Here is a 19,658-nt window from a genome sequence, read left to right on the forward strand (position 1 = left end):
CGCCGGCCCCGGCGTAGTCTCGGTGGATGAGCGCCTACGTCTCCGTCCTCGACCTGTTCAGCGTGGGGATCGGCCCGTCCAGCTCGCACACCGTCGGGCCGATGCGCGCCGCCCTCGCCCTCGCCGAGCGGATCCGCGACGCCGGGCTCCTCGGCCGTGTGAGCCGGGTGGGCTGCACCCTCTACGGCTCGCTCGGCTCCACCGGGATCGGCCACGGCACCCCCGACGCGGTGGTCGCCGGTCTCGCCGGCCTGGACCCCGAGACGTGCGACCCGGCGCTGGTGCGCGGGGCATGGGAGCGCCTCGACGCGGGGGGGGACGATCCTCCTGGCCGGCGAGCAGCGCCTCGCGATGACGCGCGACGACGTCGTCTTCGAGCCGCGCACGAGGCTGCCGGAGCACCCGAACGCCCTCACCTTCAGCGTCTGGGTCGGCGACGACCCGCTGCCGGTGTGGGAGGAGACCTACTACTCGATCGGCGGCGGCTTCATCCGGCGCGCGGGCGAGCGCGCCGAGCTGGCTGCGCTGGCCCCGCACCCCTACCCCTTCGTCTCCGGGCTCGACCTGCTGGCGATCTGCGACCGGACCCGCTCCGGCATCGCCGAGATGGCCGCCGCGAACGAGCGCGCTCTGCACCCCGGGGTCGACATCGACGCCCGTCTCGACGCGATCTGGGACGCCATGGCCGCCTGCGTCGAGCACGGCCTGTCGACCGACGGCGTGCTGCCGGGCGGCCTGGGCGTCCGCCGCCGCGCCTCGGTGCTGCGCGAGCGCCTCGAGGCCTTCGAGGAGGACCCTCTCGACCGCGCCCGCGCGACCTCGGTGGAGTGGCTCCACGCCTTCGCCCTCGCGGTGAACGAGGAGAACGCCGCAGGCGGGCGCGTCGTGACGGCTCCGACGAACGGAGCGGCGGGCATCATCCCCGCCGTCGGGCACTACTACCTCCGCTTCGTCCCGGGCGCCGACCGCGCGGGGCTGCGCCGCTTCCTCCTCACCGCCACCGCGATCGGCTCGCTCTGCAAGACGAACGCCTCGATCTCCGGTGCGGAGGCGGGCTGCCAGGGCGAGGTCGGCTCGGCCTGCGCGATGGCCGCCGGAGCGCTCTGCGCGGTGCTCGGCGGCAGTCCGCGCCAGGTCGAGAACGCGGCCGAGATCGCGATGGAGCACCACCTCGGACTGACCTGCGACCCGGTCGGCGGGCTCGTGCAGATCCCCTGCATCGAGCGGAACGCGATCGCCTCCTCCACCGCCGTGAGCGCGGCCCGCCTCGCGCTGCACGGCGACGGCGACCACCGCGTCTCGCTCGACGCGGTCATCGAGACGATGCGCCAGACCGGCATCGACATGTCGTCGAAGTACAAGGAGACGAGCGAGGGCGGCCTCGCGGTCAACGTCATCGAGTGCTGAGCGCCCGGCGGCGTCCGTGACCGTGCGTGACGCACGGGGGCGCGCCTGTCGGCGGTCGCGCCTACCGTGGGGCGGGTGAGCACCTCCTCCGCCCCGTACCTCGCCCGGCCGATCGTCTCGACCCAGTGGCTCGCCGACCAGCTCGGCCGCGAGCACCTCGTCGTCGTCGACGCCAGCGTGCTGCTCGTGCCCGGCTTCGACGGGCGGCCCGGCTACCTCAGCGGCGACGAGCAGTACCTCCTCGAGGGGCATGTCCCCGGCGCCGTGTTCGGCGACCTGCTCGAGCAGCTGTCGGATCCGGCGGCTCCCCTGCCCTTCACCCGGCTCGACCCGGAGCGCTTCGCCGCCGCGACCGCCGCGCTCGGCATCGACGACGACTCGGTGGTCGTCGTGTACGACTCCGCGGTCGGCCAGTGGGCCTCGCGCCTGTGGTGGCTGCTGCGCTCGGCCGGGCACGACGCCGTCGCGGTGCTCGACGGCGGGCTCCCGGCCTGGCGGCGGGAGGAGCGCCCGATCGAGACGGGGCATGTCGAGCCCGCCGTGAGCGGTGGCATCAGCGTGCGCGAGGAGCGGCCGCTCTGGATCGACAAGGCCGGCGTCGAGAGCGTCGTGCGCGGCGAGGCTCCCGGGGCGCTGGTCTGCGCGGTCCCGCCGAAGGAGTTCACCGGGGAGGAGGGGCGCCGACCCCGCCTCGGACACCTGCCGGGCTCGCGGAGCGTCCCCGCCGGGAGGCTCGTCGACCGCGCCGACAACACGCTCCTGCCGCCGGAGCGGCTGCGGTCGCTGTTCGGAGACGCTCTCCAGGCCGAGCGGATCGTCCTCTACTGCGGGGGCGGGATCGCCGCGACGGCCGATGCACTCGCACTGGCGGTGCTCGGAGTCCACACGGCGGTCGTCTACGACGGCTCGCTCAACGAGTGGGCCGCCGACCCCGCGGCGCCACTGGTGGTCACGGCCGCGTGAGCAGCTCCTCCGGGAGGCGGGTCGTCGGAAGGGCGCAGACGAAGGCCTCGCAGGAGTAGGCGGTCGGCAGCCCCTCCCGCGAGATCCGCCCCTCGAACAGCTCGAAGCCCGCGTCCGCCCAGTCCCGGGCGCCCTCGTCGGACACGCCGACCAGCACGCCGATCCCGGCGGACCGCGCGCCCTGCACCGCCTCCGCCGCGCCGGGGCCCACGACGACCAGCTGCCGCACCGGGCGAGCCAGCCGCGAAGCGAGCCCGAGCACGGCGCCGAAGCCCATCGGCTGCCGGACCGCGCCCGGAGCGATCGAGGCGACGACCGCCTCGGCCGCCTCCCGGTAGCGCTGCGATCCGGTGAGCAGGTACAGCTCGTGCGCCGCGTCCGCCGTCGCCGACAGGCCGGAGGGGTAGGCGCCCTCGGAGGGATCGGCCGCGAGCAGGAGTCCCCGCGCGGTCAGAGCCGGGTCCCCTCCCCCGGGCAGCGCGAACGGCAGCGGGCCGTCGGCCGCGTCGAGCGCGCCGTCGATCAGGGTGCGCGCCGCGACCGCGTAGCGCGGGCGGCCCTCCGCCAGGGCGAGCTCGAGGAGCCCGCCGGCCAGCATCCCGAGGTCCTCCAGCGCCGGGCGGGCCGCGGAGACGGCACCGTCGAGGGAGGCGCGCACCGCGACGCGGCCGTCGACGAGGTGCCGCTGCAGCACCGCGTCCGCCGCGCGCCGGGCGGCGTCGATCCACTCCTCCCGTCCGAGCACGCGTCCGGCGCGGGCGAGCGCGCGGATCGCCAGGCCGTTCCAGCCGGTGACGACCTTCTCGTCGAGAGCGGGAGGCGCGAGGCGGGACCGGTCCTCGGCGAGGTAGTAGCCGCCCTCCGAGCGCTGACCGTCGACGATGCTCTCCGAGTCCTGCGCCGACGCGAAGCCGCCGCCCGGCCTCTCGAGAGTGGTCAGGAGGAACGCGGCGACGCCCTCCGCGATCCCGGTCAGATCCTCCACCCGGGCGCCGTCGTGCCCGAGCAGGACGGCAGCGACGTCGAGCAGCTGCGCGTTGTCGTACAGCATCCGCTCGTAGTGCGGATCGCTCCAGTCGGCCTGCGTCGCGTAGCGGAAGAAGCCCCCGTCGCGGTCGCGGAGAGGGGACGCGGCCAGCGCGAGCAGCGTGCGCTCGGCGAGCGCCGCTCCCGAGGGCCGCGAGGCCAGGAACCCGAGCACAGGGGCGACCGGGAACTTCGGGGCGCCGCCGAAGCCGCCGTGCACCCGGTCCTCCTCGTCCGCGAGTGCGCGGACGGCGCCGTCGAGCTCGGCGTCGCCGGGCAGTGCGGCATCGGCGGGCAGCGCCGCGGTCGCCTCGCGCAGGGCCGCGGCGAGGCCGCCCGCCGTCGCCTGCACCTCGTCGCGCCGCAGCCGCCACGCCTCCGAGACCGCGTCGAGGACGTCGGAGAAGGCGGGCACGCCGCCGACGGCGCGCGGCGGGAAGTAGGTGCCGGCGAAGAAGGTCTCGCCGGCGGGGGTGGCGAAGGCCGTCAGCGGCCAGCCGAGCTGCCGGGTGAACGCGCTCGCGGCCGTCAGGTAGGCCGTGTCGACGTCCGGGTGCTCCTCGCGGTCGACCTTCACCGCGACGAAGTCCGCGTTCAGCCGCGCGGCGAGCACCGGATCCGAGAACGACTCCCGCGCCATCACGTGGCACCAGTGGCAGGTGGAGTAGCCGATGGACACCATCACCGGGACGTCGCGGCGCACCGCCTCGGCGAACGCCTCCTCGCCCCAGGGGAACCAGTCGACCGGATTGTCCGCGTGCGAGCGGAGGTAGGGGCTGACACTGGAGCGCAGACGATCGGCCATGCGCTCCACGCTAGACGCGGGCGGAGCCTGCGGTGAGGGGGTTGCCGCGGGTCGGAGGGTCAGGAGGTCCGCGGAGCGCCGACGTCCGCGGGTCTCCCCCGCCGTAGGGCCACCCGACCGCTCAGCGCTCGAAGAACCAGCCCGACGGCCGCTCCGTGCCGCGCACGACCGTGCCGCTTCCGCCGCTCCCGCCGCGACGGCCCACCGCCAGGTAGGCGAGGCTGCCGATGAACGGCGCGATCACGATGAACGCCACCCAGGAGACCTTCGCGACCTTCGAGAGCCTCGGGTTCGACAGCACGTCCCGGATCGCGAAGAGCAGCAGCACGATGTTCAGCACGACCAGCAGGGACTGCGGATTCATCGGGGTGCTCCACGGGATCGTGCGCCGCGGTCGACCGGCGCCGGAGCGCCCGACCGGGCAGGGTGGCCCGCGATGATTCACGAGACAGGGCATTGTCGCACGCGGCGTAGGATGGAGGGCTCATGTCAGACGTGCTCAGCATCCGCTACCCGCCCGAACTCCCCGTGTCGGCGCGGCGCGAGGACATCGCCGCCGCGATCCGCGACCACCAGGTGGTCATCGTCGCCGGCGCGACCGGATCGGGCAAGACGACCCAGCTGCCGAAGATCTGCCTGGAGCTCGGCCGCGAGAGCATCGCGCACACGCAGCCCCGGCGCATCGCCGCGCGCACCATCGCCGAGCGCATCGCGGAGGAGCTCGACGACGAGGTCGGCGGGCTGGTCGGCTACCAGGTCCGGTTCACCGACAAGGCGTCCGCCTCGACGCGGATCAAGCTGATGACCGACGGCATCCTGCTCAATGAGATGAACCACGACCGGATGCTCAGCCGGTACGACACGATCATCATCGACGAGGCGCACGAGCGCAGCCTCAACATCGACTTCCTCCTGGGCTACCTGCACCGCCTGCTGCCGCAGCGCCCCGACCTGAAGGTGATCATCACCTCGGCGACGATCGACCCGCAGAGCTTCGCGGCCCACTTCGCCGACGCCGCCGGCGAGCCCGCGCCGATCATCGAGGTCTCCGGCCGCACCTACCCGGTCGAGATCCGCTACCGCCCGCTGGTCGCCGAGGAGCCGGAGGAGGACGACGACACCGACGTCCCCGACGCGACGAGCGGCAGCCGCGACCTGATGACCGGCATCGCCGACGCCCTGGCCGAGCTGGCGCGCGAGGATCCGGGCGACGTCCTGGTGTTCCTCTCGGGCGAGAACGAGATCCGCGACGCCGAGGACGCCATCCGGGGCCGGAATCTGCCGGGCACCGAGGTGCTCCCCCTCTACGGGCGCCTGTCGGCGGCCGATCAGCACCGCGTCTTCGAGAAGGGGCGCACCCCCGGCGTCCGCCGTCGTGTCGTGCTCGCGACCAACGTGGCGGAGACGAGTCTCACCGTCCCCGGGATCCGCTACGTGATCGACGGCGGCACGGCCCGCATCTCGCGCTACAGCGCGCGCTCGAAGGTGCAGCGGCTGCCGATCGAGGCGGTGTCGCAGGCCTCCGCGAACCAGCGCTCCGGCCGCTCGGGCCGCACCAGCGCGGGCATCGCGATCCGCCTCTACTCCGAGGAGGACTACCTCCGCCGCCCCGAGTACACCGATCCCGAGATCCTGCGCACGGGCCTGGCCGCGGTCATCCTGCAGATGATCTCGCTCGGACTGGGCGACATCGCCTCGTTCCCATTCCTCACTCCGCCCGACTCCCGCGGCATCAAGGACGGCCTCGACCTGCTCACGGAGCTCGGCGCCCTCCGCGTCCCCGGCTCCCCCTCCGCCGCCTCCGCCGCGCCGCGAGACGCCGCTCCGGTGCGCGGCACGCCGCCGAGCGCGCACTCGAGCGGCGTCCCGCGCAAGGGGGCGGAGGCCGCGCCGCAGCTCACGCGCATCGGGCGCGACCTCGCGCGGCTCCCCATCGATCCGCGCTTCGGCCGGATGGTGATCGAGTCGCGCCGCCACGGCGTCAGCCGCGAGGTGATGGCGATCGTCGCGGGCCTCACGATCCAGGACGTCCGCGAGCGCCCTCTCGAGCGCCGCGCGCAGGCCGACCAGCAGCACGCGCGCTTCGTCGATCCCACCAGCGACTTCCTCACCCTGCTGAACCTCTGGAACTACGTGGAGGAGAAGCAGGAGGAGCTCTCCTCGAGCGCCTTCCGGCGCCTGTGCAAGGCCGAGTACCTCAACTACCTGCGCGTGCGCGAGTGGCAGGACGTGTTCCGCCAGCTGCGCCAGCTCGCGCGCCCCCTCAAGCTCGAGCTGGGCGAGCCGAAGGTCGACCCCGACGGGATCCACCGGAGCCTCCTGGCCGGCCTGCTCTCGCACCTGGGCATCAAGGACACCACCTCGCAGCAGGCGCAGCGCGCGGCGAAGAGCCGCGAGCGCCAGAACGTGCAGTACATCGGCGCCCGCAACGCGAAGTTCTCGATCTTCCCCGGCAGCGCCCTGGCCAAGAAGCTCCCCGACGCGGTGATGAGCGCCGAGCTGGTCGAGACCAGCCGCCTCTTCGCCCGCTCGAACGCCGCGATCGATCCGGCCTGGGCCGAGGCGATCGCGGGCGACCTCGTCAAGCGGCAGTTCAGCGAGCCGCACTGGGAGAAGTCGCAGGGCGCGGCCGTCGCCTACGAGAAGGTCACGCTCTACGGCGTGCCGATCATCGCCCGCCGCCGCGTCCAGTTCTCGCGGATCGACGCCTCGTACGCACGCGAGCTGTTCATCCGGCACGCCCTCGTCGAGGGCGAGTGGGAGTCGCGCCACGCCTTCGACCGCAAGAACCGGGCCCTGCGGGCCGAGCTCGAGCGGCTGGAGGAGCGCACGCGCCGCCGCGACCTGCTCGTCGACGACGAGGCCGTGTTCGATTTCTACGACCGCCGACTCCCCCGCGACATCACCTCGGTGCGCTCGTTCGACTCCTGGTGGCGGACGACCCAGCACGACGAGCCCGACCTGCTGACGATGACGCAGGAGACGCTCCTCCCCGAGGACGCGGAGCAGATCGACGAGACCGCGTTCCCCACGCAGTGGCGCCAGGCCGACCAGCGCTTCCGCCTCTCGTACCGGTTCGAGCCGGGGACGGAGGAGGACGGAGTGACGGTGCACGTGCCGCTCGCCCTCCTGCCCCGCGTGACGCCCCTCGGCTTCGACTGGCTGGTGCCGGGGCTCCGGGCCGAGCTGGTCACCGCGATGATAAAGGCGCTGCCCAAGCACCTGCGCCGGAACGTGGTGCCCGCGAACGACTGGGCGCGCAAGCTCACCGCGTCCCTGCCGCACGACGTGCCGAACCCGCCGACGGAGTCGTTCGCGGCGACCCTGGCCGGAGCGATCCGCCGCGAGGCCGGCGTGGTGGTGCAGCCCGAGGACTTCGACCTCGAGCGCATCCCCTCGCACCTGCGGGTCACCTTCGCCGTCGCCGACGAGCGGGGGCGCACGGTCGCCGCCGGCAAGGAGCTCGCCCCGCTGGCCGAGCGCCTGCGCGGCCGGGTCCGCGACGAGGTCGCCCGCGTGGTCGAGGCCCGGGTCCCCGACGCGCTCGAGCGCCGGGGCCTGAGGACCTGGGACATGCCGGAGCTGCCCCGCGTCACCGACACCCGGCAGGGCGGGAACACCATCCGCGCCTACCCCGCCCTGATCGACGACGGCGACTCGGTCTCGATCCGCCTGCTCGCCACGGCCGAGGACCAGGCGCGCGAGCACCCGCGAGGCGTCCGCCGCCTCCTCCTGCTCGCGACGCCGAGCCCCGTCGCCTACGTGCAGCAGCACCTCACCTCGAACGAGAAGCTCGTGCTCGCGCAGAGCCCGTACCAGAACACGACCGCGCTCTTCACCGACTGCCTGCTCGCCTGCGTCGACGCGGTCCTCTGGCGGATGAAGCCCGACGGGATGCTCTTCCTCCGCGCCGAGTTCGACGCCGTGCGCGACCGGGTCTCGGCGAGCGTCATGGACGCGATGTTCGAGACCGTGAAGACGGTCACGACGATCCTCACCACCGCCCGGGGCGTCGAGAAGGCGCTCAAGGCCTCGACGAGCATGGCGCTCCTACCCGCCCTCACGGATGCGCGGGAGCAGCTCTCCGGCCTGGTCTACCCGGGCTTCGTCTCGGCGACCGGAGTGGAGCGGCTGCGGCACCTCCCGCGCTACCTCGGCGGGATCACCGAGCGCTTCGGAAAGATCGCCGAGAACGTCGGGCGCGACCGCGTCTGGCTGAACGAGGTGCAGGCGGCCCAGGAGCTCTACCGCTCGGCAGGCGGCGTCGTGCCGCTGCCCGCGCACGCCCCGGAGCGGATCGCGCGCGCCCGCTGGATGATCGAGGAGCTGCGGGTGAGCTTCTTCGCGCAGTCGCTCGGCACCGCCGAGAGCGTGTCGCTGCAGCGGATCCGCAAGGTGCTGGCCGGCTGACGCGCCCCTCCGCCGAGGGAACCGCGACCCGTCGAGGGACCCTCGGGCAGCGGTCTCCCTCGACGAACCGCAGCCCCCTCCGGAGCGCTAGTGTCGTCCGGTGGGCAGCTACACCGATCTCCTGAAGACCCCCGGGGTGGGGCGCATCATCCTCGCGCAGCTGACCGCGCGCTTCCCGTTCGGGATGCTCTCGCTGGCGTTCCTCCTGCACGTGGAGCGGGTGCACCACTCCTACGCCGCCGCCGGCCTGGTGCTCGGCTCGATGTCGATCGGGCAGGCCATCGCCGGGCCGCTGACCAGCCGCCTGATGGGGCGGCTCGGGATGCGCCGCGTGCTGACGATCACCCTCGTGGTCTGCGCGGGCGCGATCATCGCGATGGCCGTGCTCCCGCTCGAGGTGTGGCAGTTCGTCGTGATCGGGTTCGTCGCCGGCCTGAGCATGCCGCCGGTGCAGCCGGCCGTGCGGACCATCTACCCCAAGATGGTCACCAGCTCGCAGCTGACCCCGCTCTTCTCGCTCGACGCCTCCGCGCAGGAGATCATCTGGGTGCTCGGCCCGGTGCTGGCGACGCTCGTGTCGATCCAGGTGTCGACGGTCGCGGGCATCCTGACCGCCGCCGCGTTCCTGATCGGCGGCGGGATCTGGTTCATCGCCTCGCCCGAGGTGGGCCGCGTCCGCATCCCGCGCTCGAAGCGCCGCCTCGGCGTGGTGCTCACGAAGCCCCCGGTGCTGCTGGCCACGGTCGTCGGCTTCCTCCTGATCGGCGCCTGCTCGGCGGTCGAGGCGGGCGTGGTCGCGGTGTTCGGCGAGGGCGGAGTCGAGTCGGGTGTCGTGCTCGCCGTGTTCGCGGCGGGCTCCCTGGTCGGCGGCCTCGCCCTCGGCCACATCCCGATCAGCCGGTGGGCGACCGCGCGGCGGATGCTGATCGTGACGGTCGGCATGGGCCTGGCGGCGGTCTCGACCGACTTCTGGTGGCTGTGCGTCACGCTGTTCCTCGCCGGCATCGGCATCGCCCCCGCTCTCGCGGCGCTGTTCGCGATCACCGCCTCGAGCGTGCGCTTCTCGGACACGGCGGAGGCCTACGGCTGGGTCGGCACCGGTCAGCTGATCGGCGCGGCGCTGGGCTCCGCGATCGCCGGCGTGCAGATCGACCAGGCCGGGCCGACCGCCGCCATCGTCGTCGCCGCCGCCTTCGCCCTGGTCGGCTTCCTGGTGCCCCTGCTCGGCCGCCGGTACCACCCGGATCTCCGCGGGCGCGACGCCAGCCCGCTGCCCGACACCGAGCCGGTCACGCTGCCCTCCTAGGCCGCCACCCCGGTTGTCCGGCGCCTGTCGGACACCCTAGGGTGAAGGCCCACGACGACGAGGGGACGGCATGGGACTGCGGGAGGACGCGGAGGAGCTGGTGCGCGAGCACCGGCGCGCCGCCGCCCGGACCGACCTCCTCGACCCCTGGTCCGATCCGGAGACCCCGGAGTGGTGCACCGAGCTCGCCGCCGCGCTCTGGCAGGGGTCCTTCCGCCCGAGTCCCGTCTACTTCCGCCGCGAGGAGTCCTCGCACGCCTGGCGCGGCCCGCACTCGACCCGCCTGCACCACCTCGGCTACGGGTGGCAGCTCACCGCGCACCGCGAGCAGCACGGGGTCGTCGCCTCCGAGACGGCGGTGGTCCTCGAGACGGGCTCCCTCTGGCGCGGACTCGGCATCGGCCGGCGCCCCGTGCGCGCGCTCCGAGGCCGACTCGGCGTCGAGGGCCTGCAGGCGGGCCACGACGTGCACTTCGCCGTGCGCGGCATCGACGAGCGCAGCGACGCGGAGCGCGCCGAGCGGCGCCTCCTCTTCGGGGTGGCCGGTCTCGCGGCGCTGATCGAGGACGACGTGCACGTGGGACCGCACGGCGAGCTCGACTGGAGCGTCTGAGGCGCATGCCAGCATGGGAGGCATGAGCGTCCCCCTGATTCCCCTCAACGACGGCCGCGCGATCCCCCAGCTCGGGCTCGGCGTCTACAAGATCGGCGACGAGGAGGCGGCCCGCACGGTCGCCGTCGCCCTGGAGGCCGGCTACCGGCACGTCGACACCGCCACCCTCTACGGCAACGAGCGCGGAGTCGGCGAGGGGATCCGCGCGAGCGGCCTCCCCCGCGAGCAGGTCTTCGTGACGACCAAGGTGTGGAACGACGACCACGGCTTCGACGAGACGCTCGCCGCCTTCGACCGGAGCCTCGAGCTGCTCGGCACCGACTACGTCGACCTCTACCTCGTGCACTGGCCGATTCCTTCGCGCGACCGCTACGTCGACACCTACCGTGCCCTCGAGCGCCTGCAGAGCGAGGGGCGGGCCCGCTCGATCGGCGTCTCGAACTTCGCCGAGGAGCACGTGCAGCGCCTGCTCGACGAGACGGGAGTGGTGCCCGCGATCAACCAGGTCGAGCTGCACCCGCGGCTGCCCCAGGAGGAGCTGCGCGCCTTCGACGCCGCCCACGGGATCGTCACCGAGGCGTGGTCGCCGCTGGCCCGCGGGCGCCTCCTCGACGAGCCGGCCCTGGCCCGCGTCGCCGCGAAGCACGGCGTCTCGCCGGCGCAGGCGGTGCTGCGCTGGCACGTGCAGCTCGGCGTCGTCGTGATCCCGAAGTCGGTGACGCCGGAGCGGATCCGCGAGAACCTGGACGTCTTCGGCTTCGCCCTCGACGACGAGGACCTCGCCGCGATCGCCGGGCTCGCGACGGGTGAGCGCACCGGCCGCGACCCGCGCTTCGACTGAGGCTCCGGCGATGACGGCGGGCAGGGTCCTGCTCCTGCACGGCCTGGGCGGCTCGGGCCGCACCTGGTGGCGGCTGAGCCGCGAGCTGACCGCGGCGGGCTGGAGCGTCTCCGCTCCCGACCTGCGCGGACACGGCGACGGGCCGCGCGGCGGCTCCGCCCGCCACGACGCCTACGCCGACGACGCCCTCGCGCGGGGACCGTTCGACCTCGTCGTCGGGCACTCGCTCGGCGGAGCGGTCGCGGTGCGCGCCGCCGCCCGCGACTCCGGCTGGGCGGGGCGCCTGGCGCTGCTGGACCCGGTGCTCCGGCTCGCCCCGGAGCAGCGGGCCGCCGTCCGCGCGGGCGAGCTCGCCGGTCTCGCGGTCTCGGCCGAGGAGCTCGCTGTCGCGCAGCCGCTCTGGGACGAGCGGGACCGGGCCGAGAAGCTCGCCGCGGTGCGGGCCGCCGATCCGGCCGCGGTCGCCGCGACGATCGACGACAACGACCCGTGGGACCTGCTGGCGGACCTGCCGGGCCTCCGCCCGCCGGTCCTCGTGCTGGCCGGCGACCCGCAGGTCGAGACGCTGCTCCCTCCCTCCCTCGCCGCCCTGGTGCTGCGCGCGAATCCGCGCATCCGGTACGCGGTCGTGGCCGGCGCAGGTCACAGCCCCCACCGCGACCGTCCGGAGGAGACGCTCGCGATGCTCCGCGAGTGGGCCGAGAGCCCGGCGACGGCCTGATCCGCTCGCCGACCCGGTCCGTGTTTCGTGCGGATGAAATCTGGCAGGGGGGACTGGGCTGCACCGTTTCCTGTGAATACCCTCGCAGAGGACGCGATGCCCTCCCAGTCTTCGGGAGGTGCGCGTCGAGGCCGCCGACGCGGCGGCCCGTTCTCGAGGAGAGGGAGCCACAGTGGCGCGAACCACCACGAACACCCCGAGCGGCCGCCGACGCCGCTCGCTGATCGGCTCGAGCGCGATGATCGGAGCGGGCGCCCTCGTCGCCGGCTTCGCCTTCGCGCCGACGGCGAGCGCCGTCGAGCCGGTCGACTTCGCCGACACCGTCACGGTCGACGGCATCATGACCCACCTGGAGGCGCTCCAGTCGATCGCGGACGCCAACGGCGGCACCCGCGCGATCGGCACCCCGGGCTACGAGCTGAGCGGCGAGTACGTGGAGAAGGTCCTTGCGGGCGCCGGCTACACGACGCAGCGCCAGGACTTCACCACCGCGACGCAGACGATCGACGCGTTCACGCTGACCACCGGGACCGGCGCCGTCGGCACCCCGATGGAGTTCACTCCGTCGACGCCCGAGGGCGGCGTGACCGGCGAGCTCATCGCCCCCGTCGATCCGCTCGGCTGCACCACGGACGCCTGGACCGGCCTCGACGCCACCGGGAAGATCGCGCTCGTCAGCCGCGGCTCCTGCAGCTTCCTCGAGAAGTCGGTCGCCGCCGGTGCCGCCGGCGCCGCCGCGATCATCATCTACGACAACGCGCCGAGCGACGCCCTCAACGGGACGTTCGGCGGACAGGACGCGGCCGCCGTCCCCGGCGTCGGCGTCACGCAGGCCGAGGGGCAGGCGCTGCTGGCGTCGCTCCCCGCGAGCGTCTCGGTCCTCATCGACCAGACGACGACCGAGGTGGAGACCTTCAACATCGTCACGGAGACCCCGGGCGGCGACCACGACAACGTGGTCATGCTCGGCGCGCACCTCGACAGCGTGCCCGCCGGCCCCGGCATCAACGACAACGGCTCCGGATCCGCGACGCTGCTCGAGACGGCCGTGCAGCTGGCCGCCGCGGGCGACACGACCAACGCGGTCCGCTTCGCCTGGTGGGGCGCCGAGGAGGTGGGCCTGGTCGGCTCCTACACCTACGTCGACTCCCTGACGGAGGAGGACGCCTCGAAGATCGCGACCTACATGAACTTCGACATGGTCGCCTCGCCGAACTACGTGATCTCCGTCTACGACGCGGACCAGTCCACCTACGAGGCCCCCGTGGACGTGCCCGCCGGCTCGATCGCGACCGAGAAGGCGTTCACCGACTACTTCGACTCGATCGACCAGCCCTGGATCGACACCGCGTTCGACGGCCGCAGCGACTACGACGGCTTCATCTCGGTCGGCATCCCGTCCTCGGGCGTCTTCACCGGCGCCGACGACGTCAAGACGGAGGAGGAGGTCGCGCTGTTCGGCGGCACCGCCGGCATCACGCACGACCCGAACTACCACTCCGCCGCCGACGACATCGACAACATCAACCAGGAGGCGCTCGGCATCACGTCGAAGGCCATCGCCTTCGTGACCGCCTCGTTCGCCGCGGACACCTCCGCGATCGACGCCGAGAAGGACCCGACCACGCCGACCCCGACGCCGGAGCCCACCGTGGCCCCGACCGCCGAGCCGACCGTCGTTCCGACCGCGCAGCCGACCGTCGCCCCGACGACCGCGCCCACCACCGCGCCGACGGCCGCTCCCACCCCGAGCAGCACGCCGACCGCCGTGGCGCCGCACCCCGGCGGCCGCCCGCCCCTGGCCTCGACGGGAGCCGACGTCGGCCTGCCGCTGGGCCTCGGCGGACTGCTGATCGCCGGCGGCGTCGGCGGGCTCCTGCTCGCCGCGCTGCGCCGCCGGAGCGCCGAGCGCGGCTAGCCGCCACCGCCCCGGAGCCGTCCGGCCGTCGCTCCGCGACGACCGGGCGGCTCCGTCGTTCCGCCCTGAGGGGACCCCGGACCGTCGAGCTGCGGCGGGTCCCTTCGACGGTCGGGGGCTCCCTCACGTCCGACAGGGCTTCCGGCGGCCGGGGGACACGGTGTTCACTGGGCGCATGCGAGCCATCTGGAAGGGCGCGATCACCTTCGGCCTGGTCAACGTGCCGGTGAAGATCTACAGCGCGACCGAGGACCACGACATCCCGCTGCACCAGGTCCACGACAAGGACGGCGGACGGATCCGGTATCAGCGCAAGTGCGAGATCTGCGGCGAGGTCGTCACCTTCGACCACATCGACAAGGCCTACGACGACGGCGAGCGCACCGTGGTCCTGTCCAAGGACGAGCTCAAGGCGCTGCCGGAGGAGCGCGACCGCGAGATCGACGTCGTGCAGTTCGTGCCCAGCGAGCAGGTCGACCCGATCATGTTCGACCGCGCCTACATCCTGGAGCCCGACTCCTCCTCCCCCAAGGCCTACGTCCTGCTGCGCCGCACCCTCGAGCAGACGGACCGCACCGCGATCGTCGAGTTCGCGCTGCGGCAGAAGACCCGCCTCGCCGCGCTGCGCGTGCGCGGCAAGCTTCTGATGCTGCAGACCCTGCTCTGGGCGGACGAGGTACGGGAGGTCGAGTTCCCGTCGCTGGAGGGCAGCACCCGGATCGCGGCGCGCGAGCTCGAGATGTCGGCGCACCTGGTCGACTCCTACTCCGAGGACTTCGACGCCGCGAAGTTCCACGACGCGTACCAGGAGGAGCTGCGCACGCTGATCGACGCCAAGATCGAGCAGGGCGACGCCCTCGACACCGCCGCGACCTTCGGCGAGGCGCCGGAGGAGGAGGGCGGCGGCGAGGTGCTCGACCTGATGGAGGCGCTCAAGCGCTCGGTCGAGCGCAGCCGCGGGGCGAAGGGGACGCCGGCGGAGGAGGCCCCCGCCGAGAAGAAGGCCGCGAAGAAGGCGCCGAAGGCTCCGGCGACGACCGCCGCGAAGAAGAAGCCCGCGGCGAAGAGAGCCGACCCGGAGAAGGGCGCCGACGCGCCTGCGAAGAAGCGGACCCCGAAGAAGACCGCGGCGGCGGAGAAGGCGGCGTCCTAGCCCCGCCGGATGCGGAGGGTCGGGGTCGGACGGAGCCTCAGGCCCGCTCGGCCGCCCGGTCGGGCTCGTCGGCCGCGTCCAGCTCGTCCACGTCGTCGAGGTCGACCGCGACCGAGCTGACCAGCGCGAGCAGTGCCTCCGCGTAGGCGTTCTCGGCCGCCGCGTCCTCGAAGGTCCGCGCCCGGCCGCCGAGCTCGACCTCGACGGCGAACCGCGTCTCCGGCTCGGCGAGGCGACGGAGGGAGCGGAAGGTCCCGCGGAGGAGCTCGCGCAGCTGGTCCTCCCGCGGCAGCCAGAGCGAGTCCTCCAGGGAGACGGAGTCGAGCGCCCATTCCGTGGTGCCGTTGAAGCCGAGGACGGTCCCGCTCGGGTACTCGTGCGCCTCGATGGTCATGTCGCTGACGGTGAAGACGTCGCCGTCGAAGCCCTCCCGCTCGATGCGGAAGCGGTCACCGGTGCGGGGCGTCCAGCGCACGCCCGCCGTGCGCAGGGCACGGGCCAGCTCGAAGGAGATCATCCGACGAGTGTGGCCCGCGAAGCCGCGAACGCGCCGCGAGCGGCACCCGCGCGCCCCGATGTCGGTGGATGAGTTTACGTTCATGAAACGTCCGGTTCACAGGCCGGGCACCCGCACTGCATAGCGTGACCATGCGTGTCCCTTCCGGGGGTGCGCTGGCCGCGCCGCGCGGCGACGACGCTGCGACCGCTCTTCCGAGCGGCGATCGAGAGGACCACCATGCCCGACTCTCCCACCCCGCCCGACCGCCGCCGGAGGCGCGGGCTCGGCCTGGCGGCCCTGACCGGACTGGCCCTGGCGGCCGCTCCGCTGGTCGCGACCTCCGCCGCGGCCGCGCCCTCGGGCGACGAGCTCGTCATCAGCGAGGTCTTCGCCCGCGGAGGCTCCGCCGGTGCCGCGTTCAGCAACCGCTACGTGGAGCTCTACAACCCCACCGCCGCCGAGATCGCCCTCGGCGGCCTCTCGATCCAGTACCGCTCGGCGACCGGCACCGCGAACCCCACCACGACCGTGCCGCTCACCGGCTCGGTGCCCGCGGGCGGCCACTTCCTGCTCGCCGGTGCCAGCAACGGCACCAACGGCGCGGCCCTGCCGACGCCCGACCAGAGCGCGAACGGCCTCAACATGGCCGCCGCGGGCGGCACCCTCTTCCTCGTCGACGGGACCTCGGCGCTCGTGGCGCCGCCCACCGGCGCCGCCGCCCAGCCGGACGCGGTGATCGACCTCGTCGGCTACGGCACCTCGAACACCTTCGAGTCGTCCGTCGCCACGGTGCCCTCCCTCACCCAGACGATCGCCCGCGCGGACACCGCCACCGGCGACACCGACGTCAACTCGGCCGACTTCGCGCTCGGCGCACCGACCCCTCAGGCCGCGGGCGGAGGATCCGAGCCCGAGCCCACTTCGCCGCCGACGACGACCCCGCCGACCACTCCCCCGACGACCCCTCCGGCCGAGATCCCGGCCGTCTCCATCGCGGAGATCCAGGGCACCGGCGACGCGTCGCCGCTCGTCGGCAGCACCGTCACCACCTCCGGCGTCGTCACCGCGCGCTACCCGTCCGGCGGCTACAACGGCTACGTCATCCAGACCCCCGGCACCGGCGGCGAGAGCTCGCGCACGGCCTCCGACGCCGTCTTCGTCTTCTCCTCCGCCTCCGTCGGGTCGGTCGCGATCGGCGACCACCTGCGCATCACCGGCGAGGTGAGCGAGTACAACGGCCTGACCGAGCTCACCCCGACCTCGGCCGCGACCGTCGTGAAGCTCGACGGCGCCGCCGCAGCGCCGGTCCCGGCCGCTGTCGCGCTCCCCGGCACCGCCGCCGAGCGCGAGGTGCTCGAGAGCATGCTGATCGCTCCGCAGGGCGCCTACACGGTCACCGACACCTTCGACCTGAACAGCTTCGGCTCGGTCGGCCTCGCCGCCGGCACGTCCCCGCTGCTCACGCCGACCGAGGTCGCCCGCCCCGGAACGCCGGAGCTGGCCGCGGTCGTCGCCGACAACGCCGCGCGCGCGATCGTGCTCGACGACGGCGCCTCGATCAACTTCCTCGGCGCCGCGGCGAACAAGGCGATCCCGCTGCCCTACCTCACCCCGGCCGAGCCGATCCGCGTGGGCGCCCCGGCGACCTTCACGACCCCGGTCGTCCTCGACTACCGCAACGGCGGCTGGTCCTTCCAGCCGACGACGCAGCTGACCGTCGAGAACGCCGCGACCGTCCAGCCCGCGACCTTCGCGAACACCCGGACCGCGAAGCCCGAGGCCGTCGGCGGCGACCTCTCGATCGCGTCCTTCAACGTGCTCAACTACTTCTCCACCACCGGCGACTCGATCACCGGCTGCACCTTCTACACCGACCGCGACGGCGACCCCGTCACGGTCAACAGCGGCTGCGACGCCCGCGGAGCGGCGAACGCCGATGACCTCGAGCGCCAGCAGGCCAAGATCGTGACCGCGATCAACACCCTCGGCGCGGGCGTCGTCTCGCTCGAGGAGATCGAGAACTCGGCCAAGTTCGGCAAGCCGCGCGACGAGGCCCTCGCCACCCTGACCGCCGCGCTGAACACGGCGGCCGGCTCCGAGGTCTGGGCCTACGTCCCCTCCCCCGCAGCGCTCCCCGCGCTCGCGGACGAGGACGTCATCCGCACCGCCTTCATCTACAAGAAGGCCGTCATCGAGCCGGTCGGCGAGTCCGTCGTGCTCAACGACACGGTGAACTTCTCGAACGCCCGCAAGCCCCTCGCCCAGGAGTTCCGCCTCCTCGGCGACAGCGCCAGCGAGTTCGTCGCGATCGTGAACCACTTCAAGTCGAAGGGCTCCGGATCCGGCGCCGACGCCGACCAGGGCGACGGCCAGGGCGCCTCGAACGCCTCGCGCGTGAAGCAGGCGACCGCCCTCGTCGCCTTCGCCGACCGCCTCCGCACCGAGAAGGCCACCGAGCTCGTCTACCTGCTGGGCGACTTCAACGCCTACTCGAAGGAGGACCCGGTGAAGGTGATCACCGACGCCGGCTACATCGACCAGGGTGCGAAGGACGGCAAGTACTCGTACTCGTTCGACGGCGCGGTCGGCTCGCTGGACCACGTCTTCGCCTCGCCCGCGGCCGACAGGACGGTCACCGGGGTCGACACCTGGAACATCAACAGCGGCGAGTCCGTGGCACTGGAGTACAGCCGCTACGACTACAACGCGACGATCTTCTACGACACCTCGGCGTACCGCTCCAGCGACCACGACCCGGTCGTCGTCGGCCTCGACCTGCCCGAGACCCGGACGGACCCGGAGCCCGAGCCCGTCACGGTCATCGACGTCGCGACCACCGCCTCCACCAAGCGCCTCGCCGTCGTGCGGACGCTGACGGTGTCGGCGGTGAACAACGGCGACGAGACGGTCTCGATCGAGATCACGACGGCGTACGGCAGCAAGACGAAGAAGACGGTCAAGCCCGGCCAGTCGTTCACGGTGAAGACCGTGACCGTCTTCACGCCCATCAAGGCCGGCACGGCGACCATCGAGGTCACCGCGCCCGACGGCACCGAGCGCGTCTACAAGCAGGCGTACCGCGGCGCCTGATCCCGCGCGACCCCTGACCTCGACGAGCTCCGGCTCCTAGAGTTCGGGGATGCCCGAGGGAGACAGTGTGCACCGTCTCGCCGCCCGCCTCAGGCGGGCGGCGGACGGTCGCACCGTCCTCGAGGGCGAGCTGCGCTCCGGGGACGCGGTCGGCACTTCCCTCGCCGGGCTGAGGATCCTCGAGCACGACACCCACGGCAAGCACCTCCTCACCCGCTTCTCCGGCGGAACGACCCTGCACACCCACCTGCGGATGCAGGGCTCCTGGACCGTGACCGCTCCCGGCCGAGCGGTCCCCCGCTCGGTGCAGAAGGACGTCCGCGTCCGCCTCCGCCTCGACGACGACTCGACCGTGTGGGGCATCGACCTCCCGGTCGTCGAGCTCCTCGCCACCCGCGACGAGCCGCGCGCCGTCGGGCACCTCGGGCCCGACCCGCTCCGCGCGGACTGGGACGCCGACGAGGCCGTCCGGCGCCTCTCCCGCCTCCCGGACCGGCCCGTCGTCGCCGCACTCCTCGACCAGCGCTGCCTCGCGGGTCTCGGCAACCTCTGGGCCAACGAGGTCTGCTTCCTCCGCGGGGTCTGGCCCTGGCGGCCGATCGGCTCCCTCGACGTCCGCGCCCTCGTGGCGACCGCGGCGAGAGGCCTCCGCGCCTCCGTCACGATCCCGGGGATGTTCCAGACCACCACCGGTGACACCCGCCGCGGCGAGCGGCACTGGGTCGCTGGGCGCGCCGGGCGCCCGTGCCTGCGCTGCGGCACGACGGTGCTCGTCCGCGACGAGGTCCGCGACGACCCCGAGCAGCGCCGCACCTGGTGGTGCCCGCACTGCCAGCCGGAGCAGGCGGCCGCCCCCTGAGCCCGCGTACCGCCGCCTGAGCCCGCGTACCGCCGCCTGAAGCCCGC

General features: G+C 73.4%; 13 protein-coding genes and 1 pseudogene. 11 read left to right on the plus strand and 3 right to left on the minus strand.

Annotation, left to right across the window (positions count from 1 at the left end; genetic code table 11):
* Nucleotides 1-26: 26 nt before the first annotated feature.
* Nucleotides 27-1,407, plus strand: a pseudogene (locus tag C5C50_RS03615) (L-serine ammonia-lyase).
* 75 nt (nucleotides 1,408-1,482) lie between these two features.
* Entirely contained in the window at nucleotides 1,483-2,370 is an 888-nt protein-coding gene (locus C5C50_RS03620) for a sulfurtransferase (protein ID WP_146081508.1), read from the plus strand.
* Here the strand turns inward: C5C50_RS03620 and C5C50_RS03625 are convergent.
* Nucleotides 2,357-4,201: a thioredoxin domain-containing protein gene (locus tag C5C50_RS03625; protein ID WP_104272844.1), complete on the minus strand. Its 1,845-nt coding sequence runs from the start codon at nucleotides 4,199-4,201 to the stop codon at nucleotides 2,357-2,359. The two genes, C5C50_RS03620 and C5C50_RS03625, sit on opposite strands and share 14 nt — an antisense overlap.
* A 121-nt stretch (nucleotides 4,202-4,322) precedes the next feature.
* Nucleotides 4,323-4,565, minus strand: a complete 243-nt coding sequence (locus C5C50_RS03630) for a PLDc N-terminal domain-containing protein (RefSeq protein WP_181133882.1) — start codon at nucleotides 4,563-4,565, stop codon at nucleotides 4,323-4,325.
* Nucleotides 4,566-4,687: 122 nt separating this feature from the next.
* Between C5C50_RS03630 and hrpA the strand changes: the two genes are divergently transcribed.
* From hrpA to C5C50_RS03665, 7 genes are all read left to right on the plus strand, one after another.
* Nucleotides 4,688-8,611 carry an ATP-dependent RNA helicase HrpA gene (gene hrpA / locus C5C50_RS03635; RefSeq protein WP_104272846.1) on the plus strand — a complete coding sequence of 1,308 codons (3,924 nt, stop codon included), beginning with the start codon at nucleotides 4,688-4,690 and terminating at the stop codon, nucleotides 8,609-8,611.
* 100 nt (nucleotides 8,612-8,711) lie between these two features.
* Nucleotides 8,712-9,917 (plus strand): MFS transporter, encoded by a 1,206-nt coding sequence (locus C5C50_RS03640; RefSeq protein WP_104222308.1) that lies wholly within the window; start codon nucleotides 8,712-8,714, stop codon nucleotides 9,915-9,917.
* Nucleotides 9,918-9,987: 70 nt separating this feature from the next.
* Complete coding sequence (locus tag C5C50_RS03645; protein ID WP_104226914.1) at nucleotides 9,988-10,530, plus strand: hypothetical protein; 543 nt, start codon at nucleotides 9,988-9,990, stop codon at nucleotides 10,528-10,530.
* A 22-nt stretch (nucleotides 10,531-10,552) separates the two neighbouring features.
* Entirely contained in the window at nucleotides 10,553-11,371 is an 819-nt protein-coding gene (locus C5C50_RS03650) for an aldo/keto reductase (RefSeq protein ID WP_104222368.1), read from the plus strand.
* Between the two features lie 10 nt (nucleotides 11,372-11,381).
* The gene (locus C5C50_RS03655) at nucleotides 11,382-12,092 is read left to right on the plus strand and encodes an alpha/beta fold hydrolase (RefSeq protein ID WP_104260330.1); all 711 of its coding nucleotides are present in this window, start codon (nucleotides 11,382-11,384) and stop codon (nucleotides 12,090-12,092) included.
* Nucleotides 12,093-12,264: 172 nt separating this feature from the next.
* Nucleotides 12,265-14,010, plus strand: coding sequence for a M28 family peptidase (locus tag C5C50_RS03660; protein WP_104272848.1), 1,746 nt, complete (start codon nucleotides 12,265-12,267; stop codon nucleotides 14,008-14,010).
* A gap of 175 nt (nucleotides 14,011-14,185) precedes the next feature.
* Nucleotides 14,186-15,163, plus strand: a complete 978-nt coding sequence (locus C5C50_RS03665) for a Ku protein (RefSeq protein WP_104272849.1) — start codon at nucleotides 14,186-14,188, stop codon at nucleotides 15,161-15,163.
* Nucleotides 15,164-15,200: 37 nt separating this feature from the next.
* Here the strand turns inward: C5C50_RS03665 and C5C50_RS03670 are convergent, their stop codons facing one another.
* Nucleotides 15,201-15,680 carry a pilus assembly protein CpaE gene (locus C5C50_RS03670; protein ID WP_244229602.1) on the minus strand — a complete coding sequence of 160 codons (480 nt, stop codon included), beginning with the start codon at nucleotides 15,678-15,680 and terminating at the stop codon, nucleotides 15,201-15,203.
* 135 nt (nucleotides 15,681-15,815) lie between these two features.
* Here C5C50_RS03670 and C5C50_RS03675 point away from each other — a divergent pair, with 135 nt between their 5' ends.
* Together C5C50_RS03675 and C5C50_RS03680 are read left to right on the plus strand one after the other, a co-directional pair.
* The gene (locus tag C5C50_RS03675) at nucleotides 15,816-18,752 is read left to right on the plus strand and encodes an ExeM/NucH family extracellular endonuclease (protein WP_258067635.1); all 2,937 of its coding nucleotides are present in this window, start codon (nucleotides 15,816-15,818) and stop codon (nucleotides 18,750-18,752) included.
* Between the two features lie 49 nt (nucleotides 18,753-18,801).
* On the plus strand, nucleotides 18,802-19,611 hold the full coding sequence (locus C5C50_RS03680; RefSeq protein WP_104272850.1) for a DNA-formamidopyrimidine glycosylase family protein: 810 nt from the start codon (nucleotides 18,802-18,804) through the stop codon (nucleotides 19,609-19,611).
* The last annotated feature ends 47 nt before the right edge of the window (nucleotides 19,612-19,658 follow it).

Origin of the sequence: Rathayibacter sp. AY1D9, assembly GCF_002932395.1 — a bacterium.
In the GTDB taxonomy this organism is placed as follows: domain Bacteria; phylum Actinomycetota; class Actinomycetes; order Actinomycetales; family Microbacteriaceae; genus Rathayibacter.

What these genes read in the sequence shown, in the direction of transcription:
- hrpA (WP_104272846.1), top strand. Translation starts at nt 4,688, where the DNA reads ATGTCAGACGTGCTCAGCATCCGCTACCCGCCCGAACTCCCCGTGTCG.
- C5C50_RS03670 (WP_244229602.1), bottom strand. Translation starts at nt 15,680, where the DNA reads ATGATCTCCTTCGAGCTGGCCCGTGCCCTGCGCACGGCGGGCGTGCGC.
- C5C50_RS03645 (WP_104226914.1), top strand. Translation starts at nt 9,988, where the DNA reads ATGGGACTGCGGGAGGACGCGGAGGAGCTGGTGCGCGAGCACCGGCGC.
- C5C50_RS03625 (WP_104272844.1), bottom strand. Translation starts at nt 4,201, where the DNA reads ATGGCCGATCGTCTGCGCTCCAGTGTCAGCCCCTACCTCCGCTCGCAC.
- C5C50_RS03650 (WP_104222368.1), top strand. Translation starts at nt 10,553, where the DNA reads ATGAGCGTCCCCCTGATTCCCCTCAACGACGGCCGCGCGATCCCCCAG.
- C5C50_RS03665 (WP_104272849.1), top strand. Translation starts at nt 14,186, where the DNA reads ATGCGAGCCATCTGGAAGGGCGCGATCACCTTCGGCCTGGTCAACGTG.
- C5C50_RS03655 (WP_104260330.1), top strand. Translation starts at nt 11,382, where the DNA reads ATGACGGCGGGCAGGGTCCTGCTCCTGCACGGCCTGGGCGGCTCGGGC.
- C5C50_RS03630 (WP_181133882.1), bottom strand. Translation starts at nt 4,565, where the DNA reads ATGAATCCGCAGTCCCTGCTGGTCGTGCTGAACATCGTGCTGCTGCTC.
- C5C50_RS03680 (WP_104272850.1), top strand. Translation starts at nt 18,802, where the DNA reads ATGCCCGAGGGAGACAGTGTGCACCGTCTCGCCGCCCGCCTCAGGCGG.